The following is a 15,556-nucleotide window of genomic DNA, read 5'->3' on the forward strand; positions in this document are numbered from 1 at the left end:
TCATGCGCCTCCTATGAAGATTGATCAAAAAATGAACGAGAATCGTGTGCAGCGGGATTTTTACGCCCGCGACTCTGAAGAACAGCAACTCTTCCTGACCGATACTTGGTGCGACCACTGCCAACAATTGGGGCTGGGTATGTCTGAGCCTGAGGAGTACGAGCTGTATGGATTGGTCTTTATCGAAGGCAAATGCAACGAGTGTGGTGAAGTCGTACTGACTGAGCTGACCGAGGATGAGTTCGACGATGAGTAACGCACTCGATCAGCGCTTCGGTGGTACGGCTCGGCTCTATGGGCTGGACGGGCTCGAACTGTTTCAGCGCTCCCATGTGGCCGTGATCGGCATCGGGGGCGTTGGCTCCTGGGTGGCGGAGGCACTGGCGCGCAGCGGCATAGGCGAAATTACGCTTATTGATCTGGATGATGTGTGTGTCACCAATACCAACCGCCAGATCCATGCCCTCAGCTCCACCATCGGACAGTCCAAGGTCGCGGTGATGGCGGAACGTATCCGAGATATCAACCCGGACTGTCTGGTGCATGAGGTGGAAGCCTTCGCAACCCGCGACAACCTGGATGAGCTGCTGCACGACGATCTGGACTACGTGGTGGATGCCATCGACAGCGTGAAGGACAAGGCAGCGGTCATCGCCTGGTGCAAGCGACGCAAGGTGCCGGTGATCACCATCGGCGGTGCCGGTGGTCAGGTCGACCCGACGCTGATCCGCGTGGCCGACCTCACGCGCACGCAAACCGATCCCCTGGCCGCCAAAGTGCGCTCTTTCCTGCGGCGCCATTATCGTTTCAGCAGCAGCGGTCGTCGCTTTGCCGTTGAATGTGTCTACTCTGAAGAGCAGCTGCGTTACCCGCAGCCGGACGGCAGTGTCTGCCAGCAGAAGAGCGTGATGGAGAACGGCACGCGACTGGATTGTGCCGGTGGCTTCGGCGCCACCACCGTGGTCACGGCAACCTTCGGCTTCGTGGCGGTATCACGGGTGCTTAAAAAACTGCAGGAACGTGCCGCCCGCGAGCAGGCAGTCTGACGCGCGACACTCGCTTGCCCCGCCACACCTTTCCTTCCTGAATTCAGTCAAAAAAAACCCCTCTTCAGTGAAGAGGGGCAGGCAAAGTGCAAACAACTCAAAACGGCCAGAGTTGGAAATGGGATGCGAGAGATTGAGGAAGAGCAACGACTCTCGCGGTGCCCTGCGATGCAGGACAGCTTCAATATGGCCTCTTTTTGTGCAATGCACAATAGTATTTTTAGAATAAAACCTTCTAAGAAATTATATTTTTGTGCGGTGCGGAATAAATATAAGCTCTTATATCACAATGGTAATGTTCTGATATTGCGCTCGGACGCTATCGGCCGGTGTGGTGTCGGGCACGAAAATGAATCTCTTCCTCTGTCATGTTGTTTTGCACCGCAGCAGAAATGCTGGGGTCGAGCTCATCCTGATCGGCGTCGAGCAGTCCGCACATCGCCAGCGCCTTGCGCACTCTGATGCTGGTGCCCAGATATTCATACAGCACCCGTGTGCAGCAGGGCATGCGTTCGCTGTTGTCCGACACTCCGACGCGCAGCCCTGTCAGCCGGGTAAGTCGGTTACGAAAGCTGGGGAAAAGAATTGTCTGGGTCAGTTCATGTCGATTCAGCGTTTCGTAGTCAACCAGAAACAGCCGGTCACTGAGCATTACGGCAGCACCCTGGTAGCGGTTGTGGCAGGCGGGTTCGCCCGGCTCCGGTTGCATCCGTTCGGTGCGTTGGAACAGGTAGCGCCCATCTCGCTCCTCGATACAGACCAGCGTACGGATCAATTTTCCCGGCGCCGACATCGACAGGTAATACTCGAAATAGTAACCGATATAGCGTTCCAGCCCCTGGCTTCCGCTGCGGAACAGGTGATCAAGGTGTGCGCTGAGGTTATCCGTGGAGGGATCGCTGGGTGGCAGGGCACTGGGGCGTACCTGCACCAGACGCTGGAACTGGTCATGCGGCAGCAGGATCTCGTGTACATCAACACCAAAGAAATCACAGATACGACGCAGGGTGCCGGCTGAGGGCTTGAAACGTCCGCTCAGGTAACGGTTGAACTGCGGACGGTTGATGTTAAGTCGGCGGCACACTTCAGCGATCGATTTGTGATAGCTGCACAGAAGGCGCAGGTTTTGGGCCAGGTCCTCGTTCAATCGCGTCACCTCCTGAAGGCGTGTAGTTGGGAATGCGCCAAAATGCGCTGGCACTTTTTGGTGTTGTTTGTGCGCCAGAATACGCCATTCTGTAGTCAGAGTGACAAATTTTATCAGTGCTGAATCATTGATTAAATGACCCACCGTCCTAAAACAAGAATAGAGTGGAGTGCAGTGATGTTGGAATTTCTCAACGAGCTTCTCTGGGGCAAGGTGCTGATCGGCCTGCTGATCCTTATTGGTGTGGGTTTTACGGTCGTTTCGCGCTTTGTCCAGTTTCGCTATTTCGGTCGCATGTTCCGAATTCTGAGCGCCAGTCAGGCGTTCAAGCATGATAAACATGGCCACCTGAGTTCGTTTCAGGCGCTGCTGCTGTCGGTGGCCGGGCGCGTGGGGGGCGGCAATATCGCCGGCGTTGCCGTGGCGATTACGCTGGGTGGCCCCGGTGCCATTTTCTGGATGTGGGTGGTTGGTCTGATGGGTATGGCCACCAGCTTTCTTGAATGTACGCTGGCGCAAACCTACAAGCAGGCCGAGCCGGACGGCACCTATCGTGGTGGCCCGGCTCACTATATTTCCCGTGGGCTGGGCAAAAGGTGGAACTGGCTGGCTGCGATTTACTCCGTATTGCTGCTGGTGACCTTTGGTTTCTGCTTTACGGCGCTGCAATCCTATGCCGTTGCGACCTCAGTCGGTGACGCCTTTGGGGTGCCGGTGTTCTATACCGGGATCGCCATGGCGATGCTGGTGGGCATGATCATCTTCGGCGGTGTTAAGCGTATCGCCAAAGTCGCCGAGGTGCTGGTACCGATCATGGCCGGTGGCTACCTGCTGGTGGCGTTTGTCGTACTGGGCCTCAATTTTGACCGTATCCCGGATGTGTTCATGTTGATCGTTAAAAGCGCTTTCGGCCTTGAACCTGCAGTCGGTGGCGGCATTGGCGCGGCGATCATGATGGGGGTCAAGCGTGGCCTGTTTTCAAACGAGGCCGGGCTTGGCAGTGCACCCAACGTGGCAGCCGTGGCCTATGTGCCGCACCCTGCCAATCAGGGCATTGTGCAGTCCTTTTCGGTCTTTATCGACACGCTGATTATCTGTTCGGCAACCGCATTTATCATTCTGCTCAGCGGGGTTTATGAGCCGGGCAGCGGTGTCGCGGTTGAAGGTGTCGCGCTGACACAGTCGGCACTGGCCGATCATGTCGGTGACTGGGGGCGTGCCTTTGTCAGCATTGCACTGGTGCTGTTCGGCTTCAGTACCATGCTCTACAACTACTATCTGGGTGAAAACAGCCTCAATTTCTTCAGCACGGAAAACCAGAATCTGTTCAATGGATTCCGGGTTCTGATCATTGGCCTTGTGTGCTGGGGGGCTACCACCGATCTGGGAACCGTATTCGGCTTTGCCGATGTCACCATGGGGCTGCTGGCGCTGGCTAACCTGATCGCGCTGCTGTTTCTGGTCAAGCCGGGTCTGCGCATTTTGCGTGATTTTGATCGCCAGATCGGCGAGGGGGTCGAACAGCCGGTTTTCGATGCCAGCCAGTTCCGCGATATGAATGTGGACCCGGTCGCCTGGGAAATTGAGCCGGAAGATCTGGAACGGATCAAGGCGCGTGAAACCGTTTCCGGCAAGGCTGCCAGGTAACAGGCTTCTCCAGTTGCTCCCGGGTTCACGACGAACCCGGGGGTCTTTTTAATCTGTTTGCAAGGGTCTATGCATTCGATGAACATGCGCGTTGAACATGATCTTTTGGGTGATCTGGCGGTACCGGCTGAAGCCTGGTATGGCATTCAAACCCAGCGTGCTCTTGATAACTTTTCCATTACCGGTGTGCCCATCAGCCATTTTCCGGCGCTGGTACGTGCGCTGGTGCAGGTCAAGTCGGCTGCCGCCTGGGCCAACCGTGAGTTGGGTGTGCTGCCGGCAGAAAAGGCGGGTGCCATCATCGCCGCCTGTGACGAGATTGATGCCGGTCATCTGCATGATCAGTTCGTGGTCGACCTGATTCAGGGCGGCGCCGGTACATCGACCAACATGAACGCCAACGAGGTGATCGCCAATCTGGCGCTGGAGAAGCTGGGGCATGGGCGAGGGGAGTACCAGTATCTGCACCCCAATGATGATGTTAACCGCTCCCAGTCCACCAATGATGCCTATCCGACAGCGGTCTGCCTGGCGATTCAGTTTGCAGCTGAGCCGCTTGAACAGGCAATCCGCAGCCTGATCGAGGCGCTGGAAGAGAAGGGGCGCGAGTTTTCCCATATCGTCAAAATGGGACGTACTCAGCTGCAGGATGCCGTGCCGATGACGCTGGGGCAGGAGTTTGAGGCTTTTGCCGTCAATCTGGATGAGGATATCGACCGCCTGCATGAGGTGGCGCGGCTGTTGTGCGAGGTCAATCTTGGCGGTACGGCAATCGGGACCGGCATCAACGCGCCGCCGGGGTATCAGGCGCTGGCGGTGGGGCGGTTGGCGCAGATCTCCGGCAAGCCGGTGGTATCCGCCACGAATCTGGTGGAAGCCAGCTCAGACATGGGCGCTTTCGTCATGTTCTCCGGCATTCTCAAGCGTTTTGCCATCAAGCTGGGCAAGATGTGCAACGATCTGCGTCTGCTGTCCAGCGGCCCACGTACCGGGTTGGGTGAAATTATGCTGCCGCCGATGCAGCCGGGTTCTTCCATTATGCCGGGCAAGGTCAACCCGGTGATTCCGGAGGCGGTCAATCAAACGGCCTATCAGGTGATTGCTGCCGACCTGGCGGTGACGCTGGCGGCTGAAGCCGGGCAGCTGCAGCTCAACGCGATGGAACCGCTGATCGTGTATAACCTGTTGAATTCAATCAAGATGCTGACCTCGGCCTGTACCATGCTTGAAAATCGTTGCATTCGTGGCATTCGAGCCAATGAAGAACAGTGTGCCCGGCATCTGGACAACAGCATTGGAATCGTCACGGCGTTGGTGCCGTATATCGGCTACAGCAATTCAACGCGGATCGCCTCTGCCGCACTGACCTCGGGCTCTACCGTGCGCGAACTGGTGCTGGCCGAAGGGCTGCTGCCCGAAGCCAAGCTGGATGCAATTCTGAGTCCTCATGCCATGCTGGCACCGGTTGCGGTAGCGCCATGATGAACCGGGTTCTGGTGATCTACACCGGCGGCACCATCGGTATGGTGGCCTCTGACAATGGCTATGTGCCTGAGCCGGGCTTTGATGCTCGGCTCAGGGCGGCTTTGGGGGATCGGGCATTGCCGGTGTTTGACCTGCTGGAGTTTGATCGCTTGATCGACAGTGCCAGTGTGGTGCCGGCCGACTGGGAGCAGATTGCCAGAACCCTGCAGGCAAAGTGGCGTGACTACACGGGTTTTGTGGTGTTGCATGGGACCGATACCATGGCCTACACCGCGTCTGCACTGTCGTTCATGCTGTCGCAGCTGGACAAGCCCGTGATTCTGACCGGCTCTCAGATTCCGCTCAGTCAGCTGCGCAATGATGCGCTGGATAACCTGGTCACGGCGCTGCTGTTGGCGTCGCGTACTGATCTTGCTGAGGTATGCATCTGTTTCAATGGACGCCTGCTGCGCGGCAATCGCAGCCGCAAGGTGAAAAGCAGCGGCCTGGATGCGTTTGATTCGCCGAATGCCCCCTGGCTGGGTAAGGCCGGGATTGACATTGAGCTGAGTGCAGAGCGACTGCCGCCGCAACAGGTACGCTTTGAAATACCCGCGTATGATCCTGATGCAGTGGTCATGTTGATGGTATATCCGGGCATGCCGCTGCGGCTGCTGAAGGAGGCGTTGGCACCCGATGCGGTAAAAGGACTGGTGTTGCTTACCTATGGTGTTGGTAACCCGCCGGAAACCGAAACCGGTCTGTTGGATGTTCTGGCCCGAGCAGGTGCGCGAGGGCAGGTGGTGGTGAATGTGACCCAGTGCCAGCAGGGAGCGGTCAGTCAGGGAGCCTATGCAACGGGTGCTCTGTTGAATCAGGTCGGTGTGGTGTCGGGGCTCGATCTGACCCCGGAAGCGGCCTTCACCAAGCTGCATCATCTGATTGCGCTTGGGCTTTCACCGGATGCAATCCGCAAGGCACTGGGCTGTGCCCTGCGGGGTGAATGTACGCCGGAGCGCTGAGCGCCGGACTACAGCTCCAGATTCAGGTGGCTGAAGCGGAAAGGGTGAGCTGCATAGGTGCCGATCACGCGCACCTCTTCAGCAAAGAAGTTAAGCTCCTGCAGCGCGAACTTCATCGCCTGCTCATGCGGGTGGCCTTCAATATCCAGGTGGAAGCTGGACACGGTCATGGTTTCAGAGGCCATGTAGCTTTCCAGCTTCACCATGTTCACTCCGTTGGTGGCAAAGCCGCCCAGTGCCTTGTACAGCGCCGCCGGGATGTTGCGCACACGGAACATGAGGGACGTGATGTAACGCACATCCTTCTCCAGCGGCGGCATCATCTGGTCGCGTGAGAGGATCATGAAGCGCGTGGTGTTGCCGGTCTTGTCCTGAAAGTTTTCTCGCAGCACTTCCAGCCCGTACAGCTCAGCCGCCAGGCTGGAGGCGATGGCGCCATGACCCTGGGTGCGTTTCTGCGACAACTCATCGGCCGAGCCTGCGGTATCCAGCGCGGCAACCGGCTCAATTCCGAGGCTGCGGATGTTCTCGGCACACTGTGCCAGCGCCTGAGGATGAGAGGACACGGTTTTCAGATCTTCGATGCGGGTGCCGGGCAGCGCCAGCAGGCAGTGGTTGACCGGCTCAAAATGCTCGCCAATCACATGCAGGCGCGTTTTCGGCATCAGGCGGTAGATCTCTTCAACTCGCCCGGCGGTGGAGTTCTCCAGCGGAATCATCGCCAGTCGCGCTTCGCCGCGCTCGACCATAAACATCGCTTCAACAAAGCTTTCGCAGGCGCGGGGCGTCAGCTCCGGGTGCACGTGGCGGCAGGCAAGATGGGAATAGGCCCCTTCGTGGCCCTGATAGGCGATAATGGTGTTGGCGGTCATGGTATCCATACAGACTGAATAGAATGGGGCCGCTATTATGGCACAGGCGTTGATCGGCTGAAAAAAATATCTGCCTTTGCTAAGGTTCAGCGCCTGCCCAAGAGAGACTGCCAATGCCTGAACGTGCCACGTCTTCAAAACTTCGCCTGTCGCTTGGCCTCAGAATTCTGCTGTACAGCCTGATGTTTCTGCTGCTGGCCTGGTGGGGCGGTCGGGTGGCCTATGATCGGGCCATGCAGCAGTTGCACGTAGAGGGCTCCGATCGACTGCTGAACAGCATCGGCCAGCTGCGCCGCACCCTGGGTCAATACAACTATCTGCCCTTTCTGGTTGCACAGAACCTGCAGGTCAGAGACTTTCTGCGCCAGCCCGATGAACATAACCGTATTCTGGTGAACCGGGTGCTGGAGCAGTTCAACCTGGTGGCCGGCTCGACGGCTCTGTTTGTACTGGACCCCACGGGTGAGGCGCTGGCGTACAGCAACTGGCGTGATGAAAGCTCGCAGCGGTTGCGCTCGCAGTGGCAGCAGCACTACTTCCAGCAGGCGTTGGCGGGAGAGCAGGGGCAGGAGCTGCAGTATCAGGAAGATCTGGAAACCGCGACCTTTTTCATGTCGGCCCCGATCTATGATGGCGGGCTGGTGGGGGTGGCCGTGATACGGCTGGATGTGCCTCGGTTGGGCGAGCAACTGACAACGGACTATCCGCTGCTGGTGGTATCGCCGACGGGTGAGCTGGTATTCAAGTCTGATCTGGGTTGGCCACTGGAGCAGATGCAGTCCCGGTTGCTGAGTGATGGTACCCGTCTGCAGCTGGTGCCGCATGAAAACTCCATGGCGATCGTGCATCGGGTTGAGCTGGATGATCTGGGCTGGCAGGTGAGTACACTGACCGATATCCGTCCGGCCAAACAGCGTGAGCAGCTGGTGGTGGCCTCGGTACTTTCCGGCGGGGTGGCGCTGGGCCTGTTGCTGCTGTATCTGCGCGAGTCACGTCAGAAGCGTCGTCTCCAGCTGGAGCGGCTGCAGGAGCGGGCACGCAGTGAAGAGCAGCAGCGTGACATCATCAATACCGCGCAGGTCGGGCTGATACACATTACGCCTTCGGGCAGGGTTGAGCTGGTCAACCCGATGGCGATGCAGCTGTTCGGCGTATCGGTAGAGCAGATTCGGCATCAGCCGGTCTTGAACCTGCTGCGGGCCGGCTTTTCGGCCCGACCACTGCAGCAAGCGTTGGGTGCGCTCGGCAGCGAACGCTTTCAGCCCTTGACCGGGCTGGAAGTGGTCGGCCAGCGTGCCGATGGCAGTGAGTTTCCCATGCTGATCTCGATTCGGCAGATGGCGCACCACCCTGAACTCGGGTATCTGGTGACTCTGATCGATATCAGCCGTCGCAAACGGCTGGAGCAGGCACTGCGTGAAGCCAATGAATCCCTGGAACAGAAAGTGGTGGCACGTACCCGAGCACTGGAAGAGGCACAGGCCGAGCTGGTGCAAGCCGGAAAGCTGGCGGCGCTGGGGCGGATGTCGGCCTCGGTGGTGCACGAACTCAATCAGCCGATGACCGCCATGCGTACCTATCTCGCCATTGCTGAAAAGCAGCTGGATAACCCTGATGCACTGGTGCGTAACCTGCGCCAGCAACAGCAGCTGCTCGACCGCATGGCGCTGATCACCGGGCAGCTGAAAACCTTCGCCTATCGCAAGCCGGAACGTATCGAGCCGGTGTCGCTGCAGCAGGTGATGGAACAGGTGTTGCAGCTGTTCCGTGGTCGCTTCGAGGAGCTGGATCTGCAGTTGCATTTCGATCCGCCGCAGCCTGATATGAAAATTGCCGGCGATGCCGCACGCTATGAGCAGGTCATGATCAATCTGATCAAGAACAGCTGCGATGCCATGTCGACCCGACCCGGTGAACACCACCTCTGGATCAGTGTGCAGGCCGTAGAGGATGGCCGGATGCTGCTGGATGTTCGGGACAACGGCCCCGGCATTGAGCCCGAGCATCGCGCTCAACTGTTTGAACCCTTTTTCACCACCAAGGAGGTGGGCCAGGGGCTTGGGTTGGGGTTGGCAATCGTACACAGTATTTTGCGTGACCTCGGTGGCAGTATCGAACCTGTTGATCAGGCTGAAGGTGCCTGTTTCCGGCTGAGCATGCCGCTTTACCAACAAGGAGCGAATAATGATTGATCAGGGCCGCGTACTGCTGGTGGATGATGAGGCGATGGTGCGTGAAGCTACCGCCCAGTGGCTGGAGCTGTCCGGTTTCAGTGTGGAGTGTTTCAGCCGGGCCGAGCAGGCGTTGGAGCAGATCGACCCGTTCTGCCCCGGCATTCTGCTGACCGATGTGCGCATGCCCGGCATGGATGGCCTTGAGCTGATGACTGAAGCTCTCAAGCGTGCACCGGATCTGCCGGTGATTCTGCTCACGGCGCATGGCGATGTGGATATGGCCACGGCGGCCATGCGCGAAGGTGCCTACGACTTTATCGAAAAGCCCTTTGTGCCCGAGCGCCTGGTCGAGCGGATTCGCCGAGCCTGTGAAAAGCGGCGCCTGATGCTTGAAAATCTGCGTCTGCAGCAGAGTCTGGCCAGTCGTTCAGTGCTGGAAGCGCGCCTGATCGGTATTTCACCGGCCATTCAACGCCTGCGACGTGAACTGCTGGCGCTGGCCGAGCTGGATACCAATGTGATCATCTATGGTGAGACCGGTACCGGCAAGGAGTTGGTGGCGCAGTGTCTGCATGAGTACAGCACCCGTGGCAAGAAGCAGTTTGTGCCGATCAACTGTGGTGCCATTCCGGAAAACCTGATCGAAAGTGAGCTGTTTGGTCATGAGGCCGGTGCGTTTACCCATGCGGCCAAGCGCCGTATCGGCAAGTTTGAGTATGCCAGTGGCGGCACCCTGTTTCTGGACGAAATCGAGAGCATGCCACTGCACCTGCAGATCAAGCTGCTGCGAGCGTTGCAGGAGCATGTGATCGAACGGCTGGGGTCCAATACATTGATACCGGTCGATCTGCGGGTGGTCGCTGCCGCCAAGGTGGACCTGCGCGGCGACCCCAATTTCCGCGAAGACCTGTTCTACCGCCTCAGTGTCTCCGAGCTGCATATTCCGCCGCTGCGGGAGCGGATCGAGGATGTGCCGCTGCTGTTCGCCCACTATGCCGGTCGGGGGGCTGATCAGCATGATCGTGAAGCGCGCCAGCTCAGTGATCATGATCTGGATGCGCTGCAATCCTATGCCTGGCCGGGCAACGTGCGCGAGTTGAAAAACATCGCCATCCGGTATGCGGTTGATCCGCGTGCCAGTGTGGCTGAGCTGCTTTCACGGCAGACGCCGCTGGTCAGTGCACCGCTGGCAGGGCGCCAGACGCTGTCGCTGGCGGTAAGGGTGGCTGAGTATGAATCGCAACTGATCCGTGAAGCGCTGGAGCGGCATCAGGGCAATATCAAGGCGGTGATGGATGAGCTGGACCTGCCGCGACGCACACTGAATCAGAAAATGCAGCGTTATGGCCTGAATCGCAGTGACTTTACCGCGCAATAAGCGGTTTTTTGCCTATGCTCAGAGAGCTTAATAGGCGAAATCTCGCTCATCAGGTCAGTGTTGCATGATGAATGTTTTTAAAAAACAAAGGGTTGTAAGAATCGAGTGAATTGGCCCGGTTCCTGCTTTGTTATTCAGGTCACTAACAACAATGACTGATGACATAACGATAAGGGATACCAAGATGAATCAGAGCAAACGCACCCTGATCAAGGCGATGGGTCTGACGCTGGCCATGGCAACCGTTGGCGGCACTGCCGGTCTGGCACAGGCTGAAGAAAAACGTTCCTACATCATGGCCACCGCATCAACCGGCGGTACCTTCTACCCGGTCGGCGTGGCCATTGCGACACTGGCAAAAGTAAAGCTTGAGCCCACCATCGGCCTGTCCGTTTCTGCCATCAACTCCGCCGGTTCCGGTGAAAACATCAAACTGATGCGTGAGAACCAGGTTCAGTTCTCGATCCTGCAGGGTCTTTATGGGGCCTGGGCCTGGAACGGTGAGGGCGAGCTGAAACAGTCCGGCAAACAGGATTACCTGCGCTCGGTCACCATGCTGTGGCAGAACGTGGAGCAGTTCGTGGTCCGCACGCCCTATGCCAAAACCGGCACCATTACCGACCTGAAAGGCTTTGAGGGCAAAAAATTCTCCATCGGGCCGAAAAACTCCGGCACCGAAGGTTCGGGCCGTACCATTCTGGGCAACCTGGGTATCGATCCGGACAGCTTCAGTCTGGCCTACATGGGCTATGGTCCATCGGCGGATGCGATGCAGAACGGCACCATTGACGGCATGAATATTCCGTCGGGCGTTCCGACCTCGGCCATCACCCGCGCCTATGCGGCCATGGGCGGTGACATCACCACGCTGGATTTCACCGACGAGCAGATGAAGCAGGCCAACGGTCGCTATGATCTCTGGACCCGTTATGTCATTCCGGCCAACACCTATCCAGGCCAGACCAAAGCGATCAACACCGTTGCCCAGCCGAACTTCCTGGCGGTGAACGCGGACGTGTCGGAAGAGGACGTGTATCAGCTGACCAAGACCATTTATGAAAACCTGACTTTCCTCAACGGTATCCATGCCGCCACCAGAGCGATGGCGCTGGAAAAAGCGATCGCCGGCATGCCGGTTCCGCTGCACCCGGGCGCGGTGCGTTACTACCGTGAAGCGGGCCTTGAAATCCCGGATCACCTGATCGCCGAGTAAGCCGAGCTTGCTCACCAGTCTGTCGACTGCACCCCCGCCAAGGGGCGGGGTGTGCGGTTGTGGTGAATACCGAACAACAGAGGACAGAGTCGATGACCTCAACGCCGCTGAATGATCAGCAGACCGCCGAGCGCCTCAAAAGCCTTGAGCTGACCAAGCGTGACGAGCACTCGCTGAGTGGACGCTTCATCTACTGGGGTGGTGCGCTGTTTGCGCTGGCTCATATCTATTTCAACACCCTGGGCACCCTGTCCGAACTCTGGGTAGCCGCAATCCACTTTGCCGGTTTTGCGCTGATCTGTGCGCTGATGGTGCCGATGAGCCGCAAGGCCGGTGACTCGAAGCTGCTGCTGGGGCTGGACCTGCTGATCGGTCTGGCGGCGGTGGGAACAACCGTGTACCTGATGCTGTTTGAAGATGCGCTCTATGCGCGCGGTGTCAATTTTGTCACCACGGACTGGATCGTATCGATTGTCGCCATTGCGATTGCGCTGGAACTGACACGCCGGACCACCGGCTGGTTTATTCCCTGTCTTATTCTGTTTGCCCTGACCTATGTGTTCTGGTGGGGGCAGTATGTGCCGGGCATGTTCAATTTCCCCGGCCTCAACCTGGAAACCGTGCTGTACCGGAGTTTCTTCTCGTCCGAGGGAATGTTTGGCTCCATTGCCATGATCTCCTGGACTTATGTGTTCATGTTCATCCTGTTCGGTGCCTTTCTGGTGAAATCCGGCGCCGGTGATTTTATCATCGATCTGTCCCGTGCCGTGGCCGGCAAGATGGTCGGTGGGCCTGGTCTGGTGGCCGTGTTCGGCTCGGGTCTGATGGGCTCGGTGTCCGGCTCCTCCGTGGCCAATACCGTATCCACCGGTGTGATTACCATCCCGCTGATGCAGAAGGCCGGTTTTCCGCCGCGCTTTGCCGCCGGTGTCGAAGCGGCAGCCTCTACCGGTGGTCAGCTGATGCCGCCGGTGATGGGCGCCGGGGCGTTCATCATGGCGTCCTATACCCAGATTCCCTATGTGACGATTATCGGGATCGCGGCGCTGCCTGCGCTGCTGTACTTTCTGTCGGTGGGCTTCTATGTACGGGTTGAAGCCAAGCGCAGCCATGCGCACGCCGTTGAGATGAACACACGCCCGGTGGGTGAGGTGTTCAAGGAAGGCTGGCACTGCCTGCTGCCGCTGGTGGTATTGGTCACCCTGCTGGTACAGGGTTTTACACCCACCTACGCGGCCGGTATTTCCATTCTGTCCGTGGTGGTGGCGTCCTGGCTGTCGCCGCGCAAAATGGGGCCGCGAGAGATCATCGATGCCCTGGCGCAAGGCTCGAAAAACATGGCCACCACCGCCATGCTGCTGATTGCTGTGGGGTTGGTGGTGAATGTGGTCTCCATGACCGGCATCGGCAACACCTTCTCGCTGATGGTGACCGACTGGGCCGGTGGCAGCCTGTTCATCACGTTGGTACTGGTGGCGCTGGCCTCGCTGGTGCTGGGGATGGGGCTGCCGGTCACGGCTGCCTACATCGTGCTGGCGACCCTGTCGGCACCGGCGCTCTATGGTCTGATGGCCGAACGTGAATTGATCCAGCTGATGGTCAATGGTCAGCTGCCGGAGATGGCACGCACCATCTTCATGCTGGTGGACCCGAACAGTCTGACGGCACTGGCTGCACCCATGAGCGAGGCGCAGGCGATGGGCCTGCTGGAGCAGGTACCGGCCGACTTCAAGGGGCAGCTGCTGGAGCAGGCGATGGCGCCCGAGAAGCTGGCGATGATCCTGCTGGCCGCGCATATGATCATTTTCTGGCTGTCGCAGGACTCCAACGTGACCCCTCCGGTCTGCCTGACCGCCTTTGCGGCGGCGGCGATTGCCCGTACACCGCCCATGGCGACCGGTTTCACCGCCTGGAAAATCTCCAAGGGGCTGTATGTCGTACCGCTGCTGTTTGCCTACACCCCGTTTATCGGCGGCAGCTGGACCGAGGTACTGACCATCTTTGCCTTCGGTATTCTCGGCATGTACGCCTTCGTCGGCTTCATGGAAGGTTATCTGGAAGGGCGGCTCAACCTGCTGTTGCGTCTGCTCAGCGGTGTCTGTGCCATCGGTCTGCTTTGGCCCCACGGTCAGTTGGCTTATGACCTGGTTGCTGCAGTTGCATTTGTCGCGCTGTTCCTGTTCAGTCGACGCTTTTCCGAAGCAGCAGCGGCAGGAGGTGAGGAGCATGCCCGTCATGCATGACTATATTCTGATCGGCGCCGGCATTCTGGGGCTGGCAACGGCTCTGGAGTTGCAACAGCGTTTTCCGGGCAAGCGGGTGTTGGTGCTGGAGAAAGAATCCGCTCCGGCGCAGCATCAGACCGGCCACAACTCCGGCGTGATTCACGCCGGGGTGTACTACAAGCCCGGCAGTCTGAAGGCGCGTTTCTGCAAGGCGGGAAATGCCGCCACCAAGGCTTTCTGCCGTGAGCACGGCATTCCGTTTGATGAATGCGGCAAACTGCTGGTCGCGACCAACGCGCAGGAGCTGGAGCGGATGCAGGCATTGATCGGACGCTGTGCCGAGAATGAGTTGCCGATCGAGGTGCTCGATGCCGACCAGCTCAGGGCGCGCGAACCCAACATTACCGGGGCGGGGGCCATATTCGTACCTTCGACCGGCATTGTCAGTTACGCCCGCATCTGTGAAAAGATGGTGGAATTGGTACATCAGGCCGGTGGCGAGGTGCGCTTCAACGCCAAGGTGAGACGGATAGAAGAGCACGGGTCCGGTGTTCAGGTGGAAACCGATGCGGAACTGTTCAGCGCAGAGCATCTGATTGCCTGCGCCGGACTCTGGGCGGATCGGATGGTCAAAATGCTGGGGCAGACGCCGGACTTTCGCATCGTGCCGTTTCGGGGTGAATACTTCCTGTTGCCGCCCGAGCACAACCGGATTGTGAACCACTTGATCTATCCCATTCCCGACCCCGATCTGCCGTTTCTGGGCGTACACCTGACGCGGATGATCGATGGCACCGTCACCGTTGGCCCCAATGCGGTGCTGGCGTTCAAGCGAGAAGGTTACCGCAAGCGGGATCTGAGCCTGTCCGAAATGACCGGCATGTTGAGCTGGCCCGGATTGCTCAAAATGCTGGGACGCAACCTGAAGCCGGGACTGGCCGAGATGAAAAACAGCCTGTTCCGCAACGGCTATCTGCAGCTGGTACGCAAGTATTGCCCACAGCTGACCCTGGCGGATCTGAAACCCTACCCGGCCGGGGTGAGGGCGCAGGCGGTGGCGCGGGATGGTTCGCTGGTGGATGACTTCCTGTTTGTGAAAACCGAGCGGGCACTGGTGGTGTGCAATGCACCTTCACCGGCTGCCACCTCCGCCATCCCGATTGCCGCCCATATCGTGGATCAGCTGGAAGCCATATCAGGAAAGACTAATATCTGATTATTATCAATGGCCAAGTCGTATCTGGCTTGCGACAGCTTTAAACGCTTGTTGTCGGTTTCAATATTTGTTAGTTTGAATGACCGAGCGGATGGCAGTAGTTGGAGCAAGCCTTTTGATGGCCCTGTTTGAGACCCTTACCGAGCACCCTG

General features: G+C 58.5%; 12 protein-coding genes. 10 read left to right on the plus strand and 2 right to left on the minus strand.

Going from position 1 to position 15,556, the window contains the following annotated elements; genetic code table 11:
• The first annotated feature begins 13 nt into the window (after positions 1-13).
• Together ABIE60_RS12485 and tcdA are read left to right on the plus strand one after the other, a co-directional pair.
• Positions 14-256, plus strand: a complete 243-nt coding sequence (locus ABIE60_RS12485) for a C1 domain-containing protein (RefSeq protein WP_354469784.1) — start codon at positions 14-16, stop codon at positions 254-256.
• Positions 249-1,046, plus strand: coding sequence for a tRNA cyclic N6-threonylcarbamoyladenosine(37) synthase TcdA (gene tcdA / locus ABIE60_RS12490; RefSeq protein ID WP_354469786.1), 798 nt, complete (start codon positions 249-251; stop codon positions 1,044-1,046). The genes ABIE60_RS12485 and tcdA overlap by 8 nt, the downstream gene beginning before the upstream one ends.
• 319 nt (positions 1,047-1,365) lie before the next feature.
• Here tcdA and ABIE60_RS12495 read toward each other — a convergent pair whose 3' ends face one another.
• Complete coding sequence (locus ABIE60_RS12495; RefSeq protein ID WP_354469787.1) at positions 1,366-2,193, minus strand: helix-turn-helix transcriptional regulator; 828 nt, start codon at positions 2,191-2,193, stop codon at positions 1,366-1,368.
• A gap of 177 nt (positions 2,194-2,370) precedes the next feature.
• Between ABIE60_RS12495 and ABIE60_RS12500 the strand changes: the two genes are divergently transcribed.
• The 3 genes from ABIE60_RS12500 to ABIE60_RS12510 all read left to right on the plus strand — a co-directional run bounded on the left by ABIE60_RS12500 (position 2,371) and on the right by ABIE60_RS12510 (position 6,326).
• The gene (locus ABIE60_RS12500; protein WP_354469789.1) at positions 2,371-3,840 is read left to right on the plus strand and encodes an alanine/glycine:cation symporter family protein; all 1,470 of its coding nucleotides are present in this window, start codon (positions 2,371-2,373) and stop codon (positions 3,838-3,840) included.
• 78 nt (positions 3,841-3,918) lie between these two features.
• The gene (locus ABIE60_RS12505; RefSeq protein WP_354469791.1) at positions 3,919-5,322 is read left to right on the plus strand and encodes an aspartate ammonia-lyase; all 1,404 of its coding nucleotides are present in this window, start codon (positions 3,919-3,921) and stop codon (positions 5,320-5,322) included.
• Positions 5,319-6,326 carry an asparaginase domain-containing protein gene (locus ABIE60_RS12510; protein ID WP_354469793.1) on the plus strand — a complete coding sequence of 336 codons (1,008 nt, stop codon included), beginning with the start codon at positions 5,319-5,321 and terminating at the stop codon, positions 6,324-6,326. The genes ABIE60_RS12505 and ABIE60_RS12510 overlap by 4 nt, the downstream gene beginning before the upstream one ends.
• 8 nt (positions 6,327-6,334) lie before the next feature.
• On the opposite strand, the gene ABIE60_RS12515 is transcribed toward ABIE60_RS12510, so the two are convergent.
• On the minus strand, positions 6,335-7,198 hold the full coding sequence (locus tag ABIE60_RS12515; protein WP_354469865.1) for a prephenate dehydratase: 864 nt from the start codon (positions 7,196-7,198) through the stop codon (positions 6,335-6,337).
• A 113-nt stretch (positions 7,199-7,311) separates the two neighbouring features.
• On the opposite strand from ABIE60_RS12515, the gene ABIE60_RS12520 reads away from it, so the two are divergent.
• The 5 genes from ABIE60_RS12520 to lhgD all read left to right on the plus strand — a co-directional run bounded on the left by ABIE60_RS12520 (position 7,312) and on the right by lhgD (position 15,404).
• On the plus strand, positions 7,312-9,390 hold the full coding sequence (locus ABIE60_RS12520; RefSeq protein ID WP_354469795.1) for a sensor histidine kinase: 2,079 nt from the start codon (positions 7,312-7,314) through the stop codon (positions 9,388-9,390).
• Positions 9,383-10,750, plus strand: coding sequence for a sigma-54-dependent transcriptional regulator (locus tag ABIE60_RS12525; protein WP_354469797.1), 1,368 nt, complete (start codon positions 9,383-9,385; stop codon positions 10,748-10,750). The genes ABIE60_RS12520 and ABIE60_RS12525 overlap by 8 nt, the downstream gene beginning before the upstream one ends.
• Positions 10,751-10,934: 184 nt before the next feature.
• Positions 10,935-11,963, plus strand: a complete 1,029-nt coding sequence (locus ABIE60_RS12530) for a TAXI family TRAP transporter solute-binding subunit (protein ID WP_354469798.1) — start codon at positions 10,935-10,937, stop codon at positions 11,961-11,963.
• 92 nt (positions 11,964-12,055) lie between these two features.
• Positions 12,056-14,206 carry a TRAP transporter permease gene (locus tag ABIE60_RS12535; RefSeq protein WP_354469800.1) on the plus strand — a complete coding sequence of 717 codons (2,151 nt, stop codon included), beginning with the start codon at positions 12,056-12,058 and terminating at the stop codon, positions 14,204-14,206.
• Entirely contained in the window at positions 14,199-15,404 is a 1,206-nt protein-coding gene (lhgD, locus tag ABIE60_RS12540) for an L-2-hydroxyglutarate dehydrogenase (protein ID WP_354469866.1), read from the plus strand. Before ABIE60_RS12535 ends, lhgD begins: the two co-directional genes overlap by 8 nt.
• The last annotated feature ends 152 nt before the right edge of the window (positions 15,405-15,556 follow it).

Origin of the sequence: Marinobacterium sp. MBR-109 (genome assembly GCF_040547565.1) — a bacterium.
In the GTDB taxonomy this organism is placed as follows: Bacteria; Pseudomonadota; Gammaproteobacteria; order Pseudomonadales; family Balneatricaceae; genus Marinobacterium.

Excerpts from the sequence above, each read along its gene's own strand:
- ABIE60_RS12535 (WP_354469800.1), top strand. The coding sequence starts at position 12,056 with ATGACCTCAACGCCGCTGAATGATCAGCAGACCGCCGAGCGCCTCAAA.
- tcdA (WP_354469786.1), top strand. The coding sequence starts at position 249 with ATGAGTAACGCACTCGATCAGCGCTTCGGTGGTACGGCTCGGCTCTAT.
- ABIE60_RS12505 (WP_354469791.1), top strand. The coding sequence starts at position 3,919 with ATGAACATGCGCGTTGAACATGATCTTTTGGGTGATCTGGCGGTACCG.
- ABIE60_RS12485 (WP_354469784.1), top strand. The coding sequence starts at position 14 with ATGAAGATTGATCAAAAAATGAACGAGAATCGTGTGCAGCGGGATTTT.
- ABIE60_RS12525 (WP_354469797.1), top strand. The coding sequence starts at position 9,383 with ATGATTGATCAGGGCCGCGTACTGCTGGTGGATGATGAGGCGATGGTG.
- ABIE60_RS12515 (WP_354469865.1), bottom strand. The coding sequence starts at position 7,198 with ATGACCGCCAACACCATTATCGCCTATCAGGGCCACGAAGGGGCCTAT.
- ABIE60_RS12520 (WP_354469795.1), top strand. The coding sequence starts at position 7,312 with ATGCCTGAACGTGCCACGTCTTCAAAACTTCGCCTGTCGCTTGGCCTC.
- ABIE60_RS12510 (WP_354469793.1), top strand. The coding sequence starts at position 5,319 with ATGATGAACCGGGTTCTGGTGATCTACACCGGCGGCACCATCGGTATG.
- ABIE60_RS12500 (WP_354469789.1), top strand. The coding sequence starts at position 2,371 with ATGTTGGAATTTCTCAACGAGCTTCTCTGGGGCAAGGTGCTGATCGGC.
- lhgD (WP_354469866.1), top strand. The coding sequence starts at position 14,199 with ATGCATGACTATATTCTGATCGGCGCCGGCATTCTGGGGCTGGCAACG.
- ABIE60_RS12530 (WP_354469798.1), top strand. The coding sequence starts at position 10,935 with ATGAATCAGAGCAAACGCACCCTGATCAAGGCGATGGGTCTGACGCTG.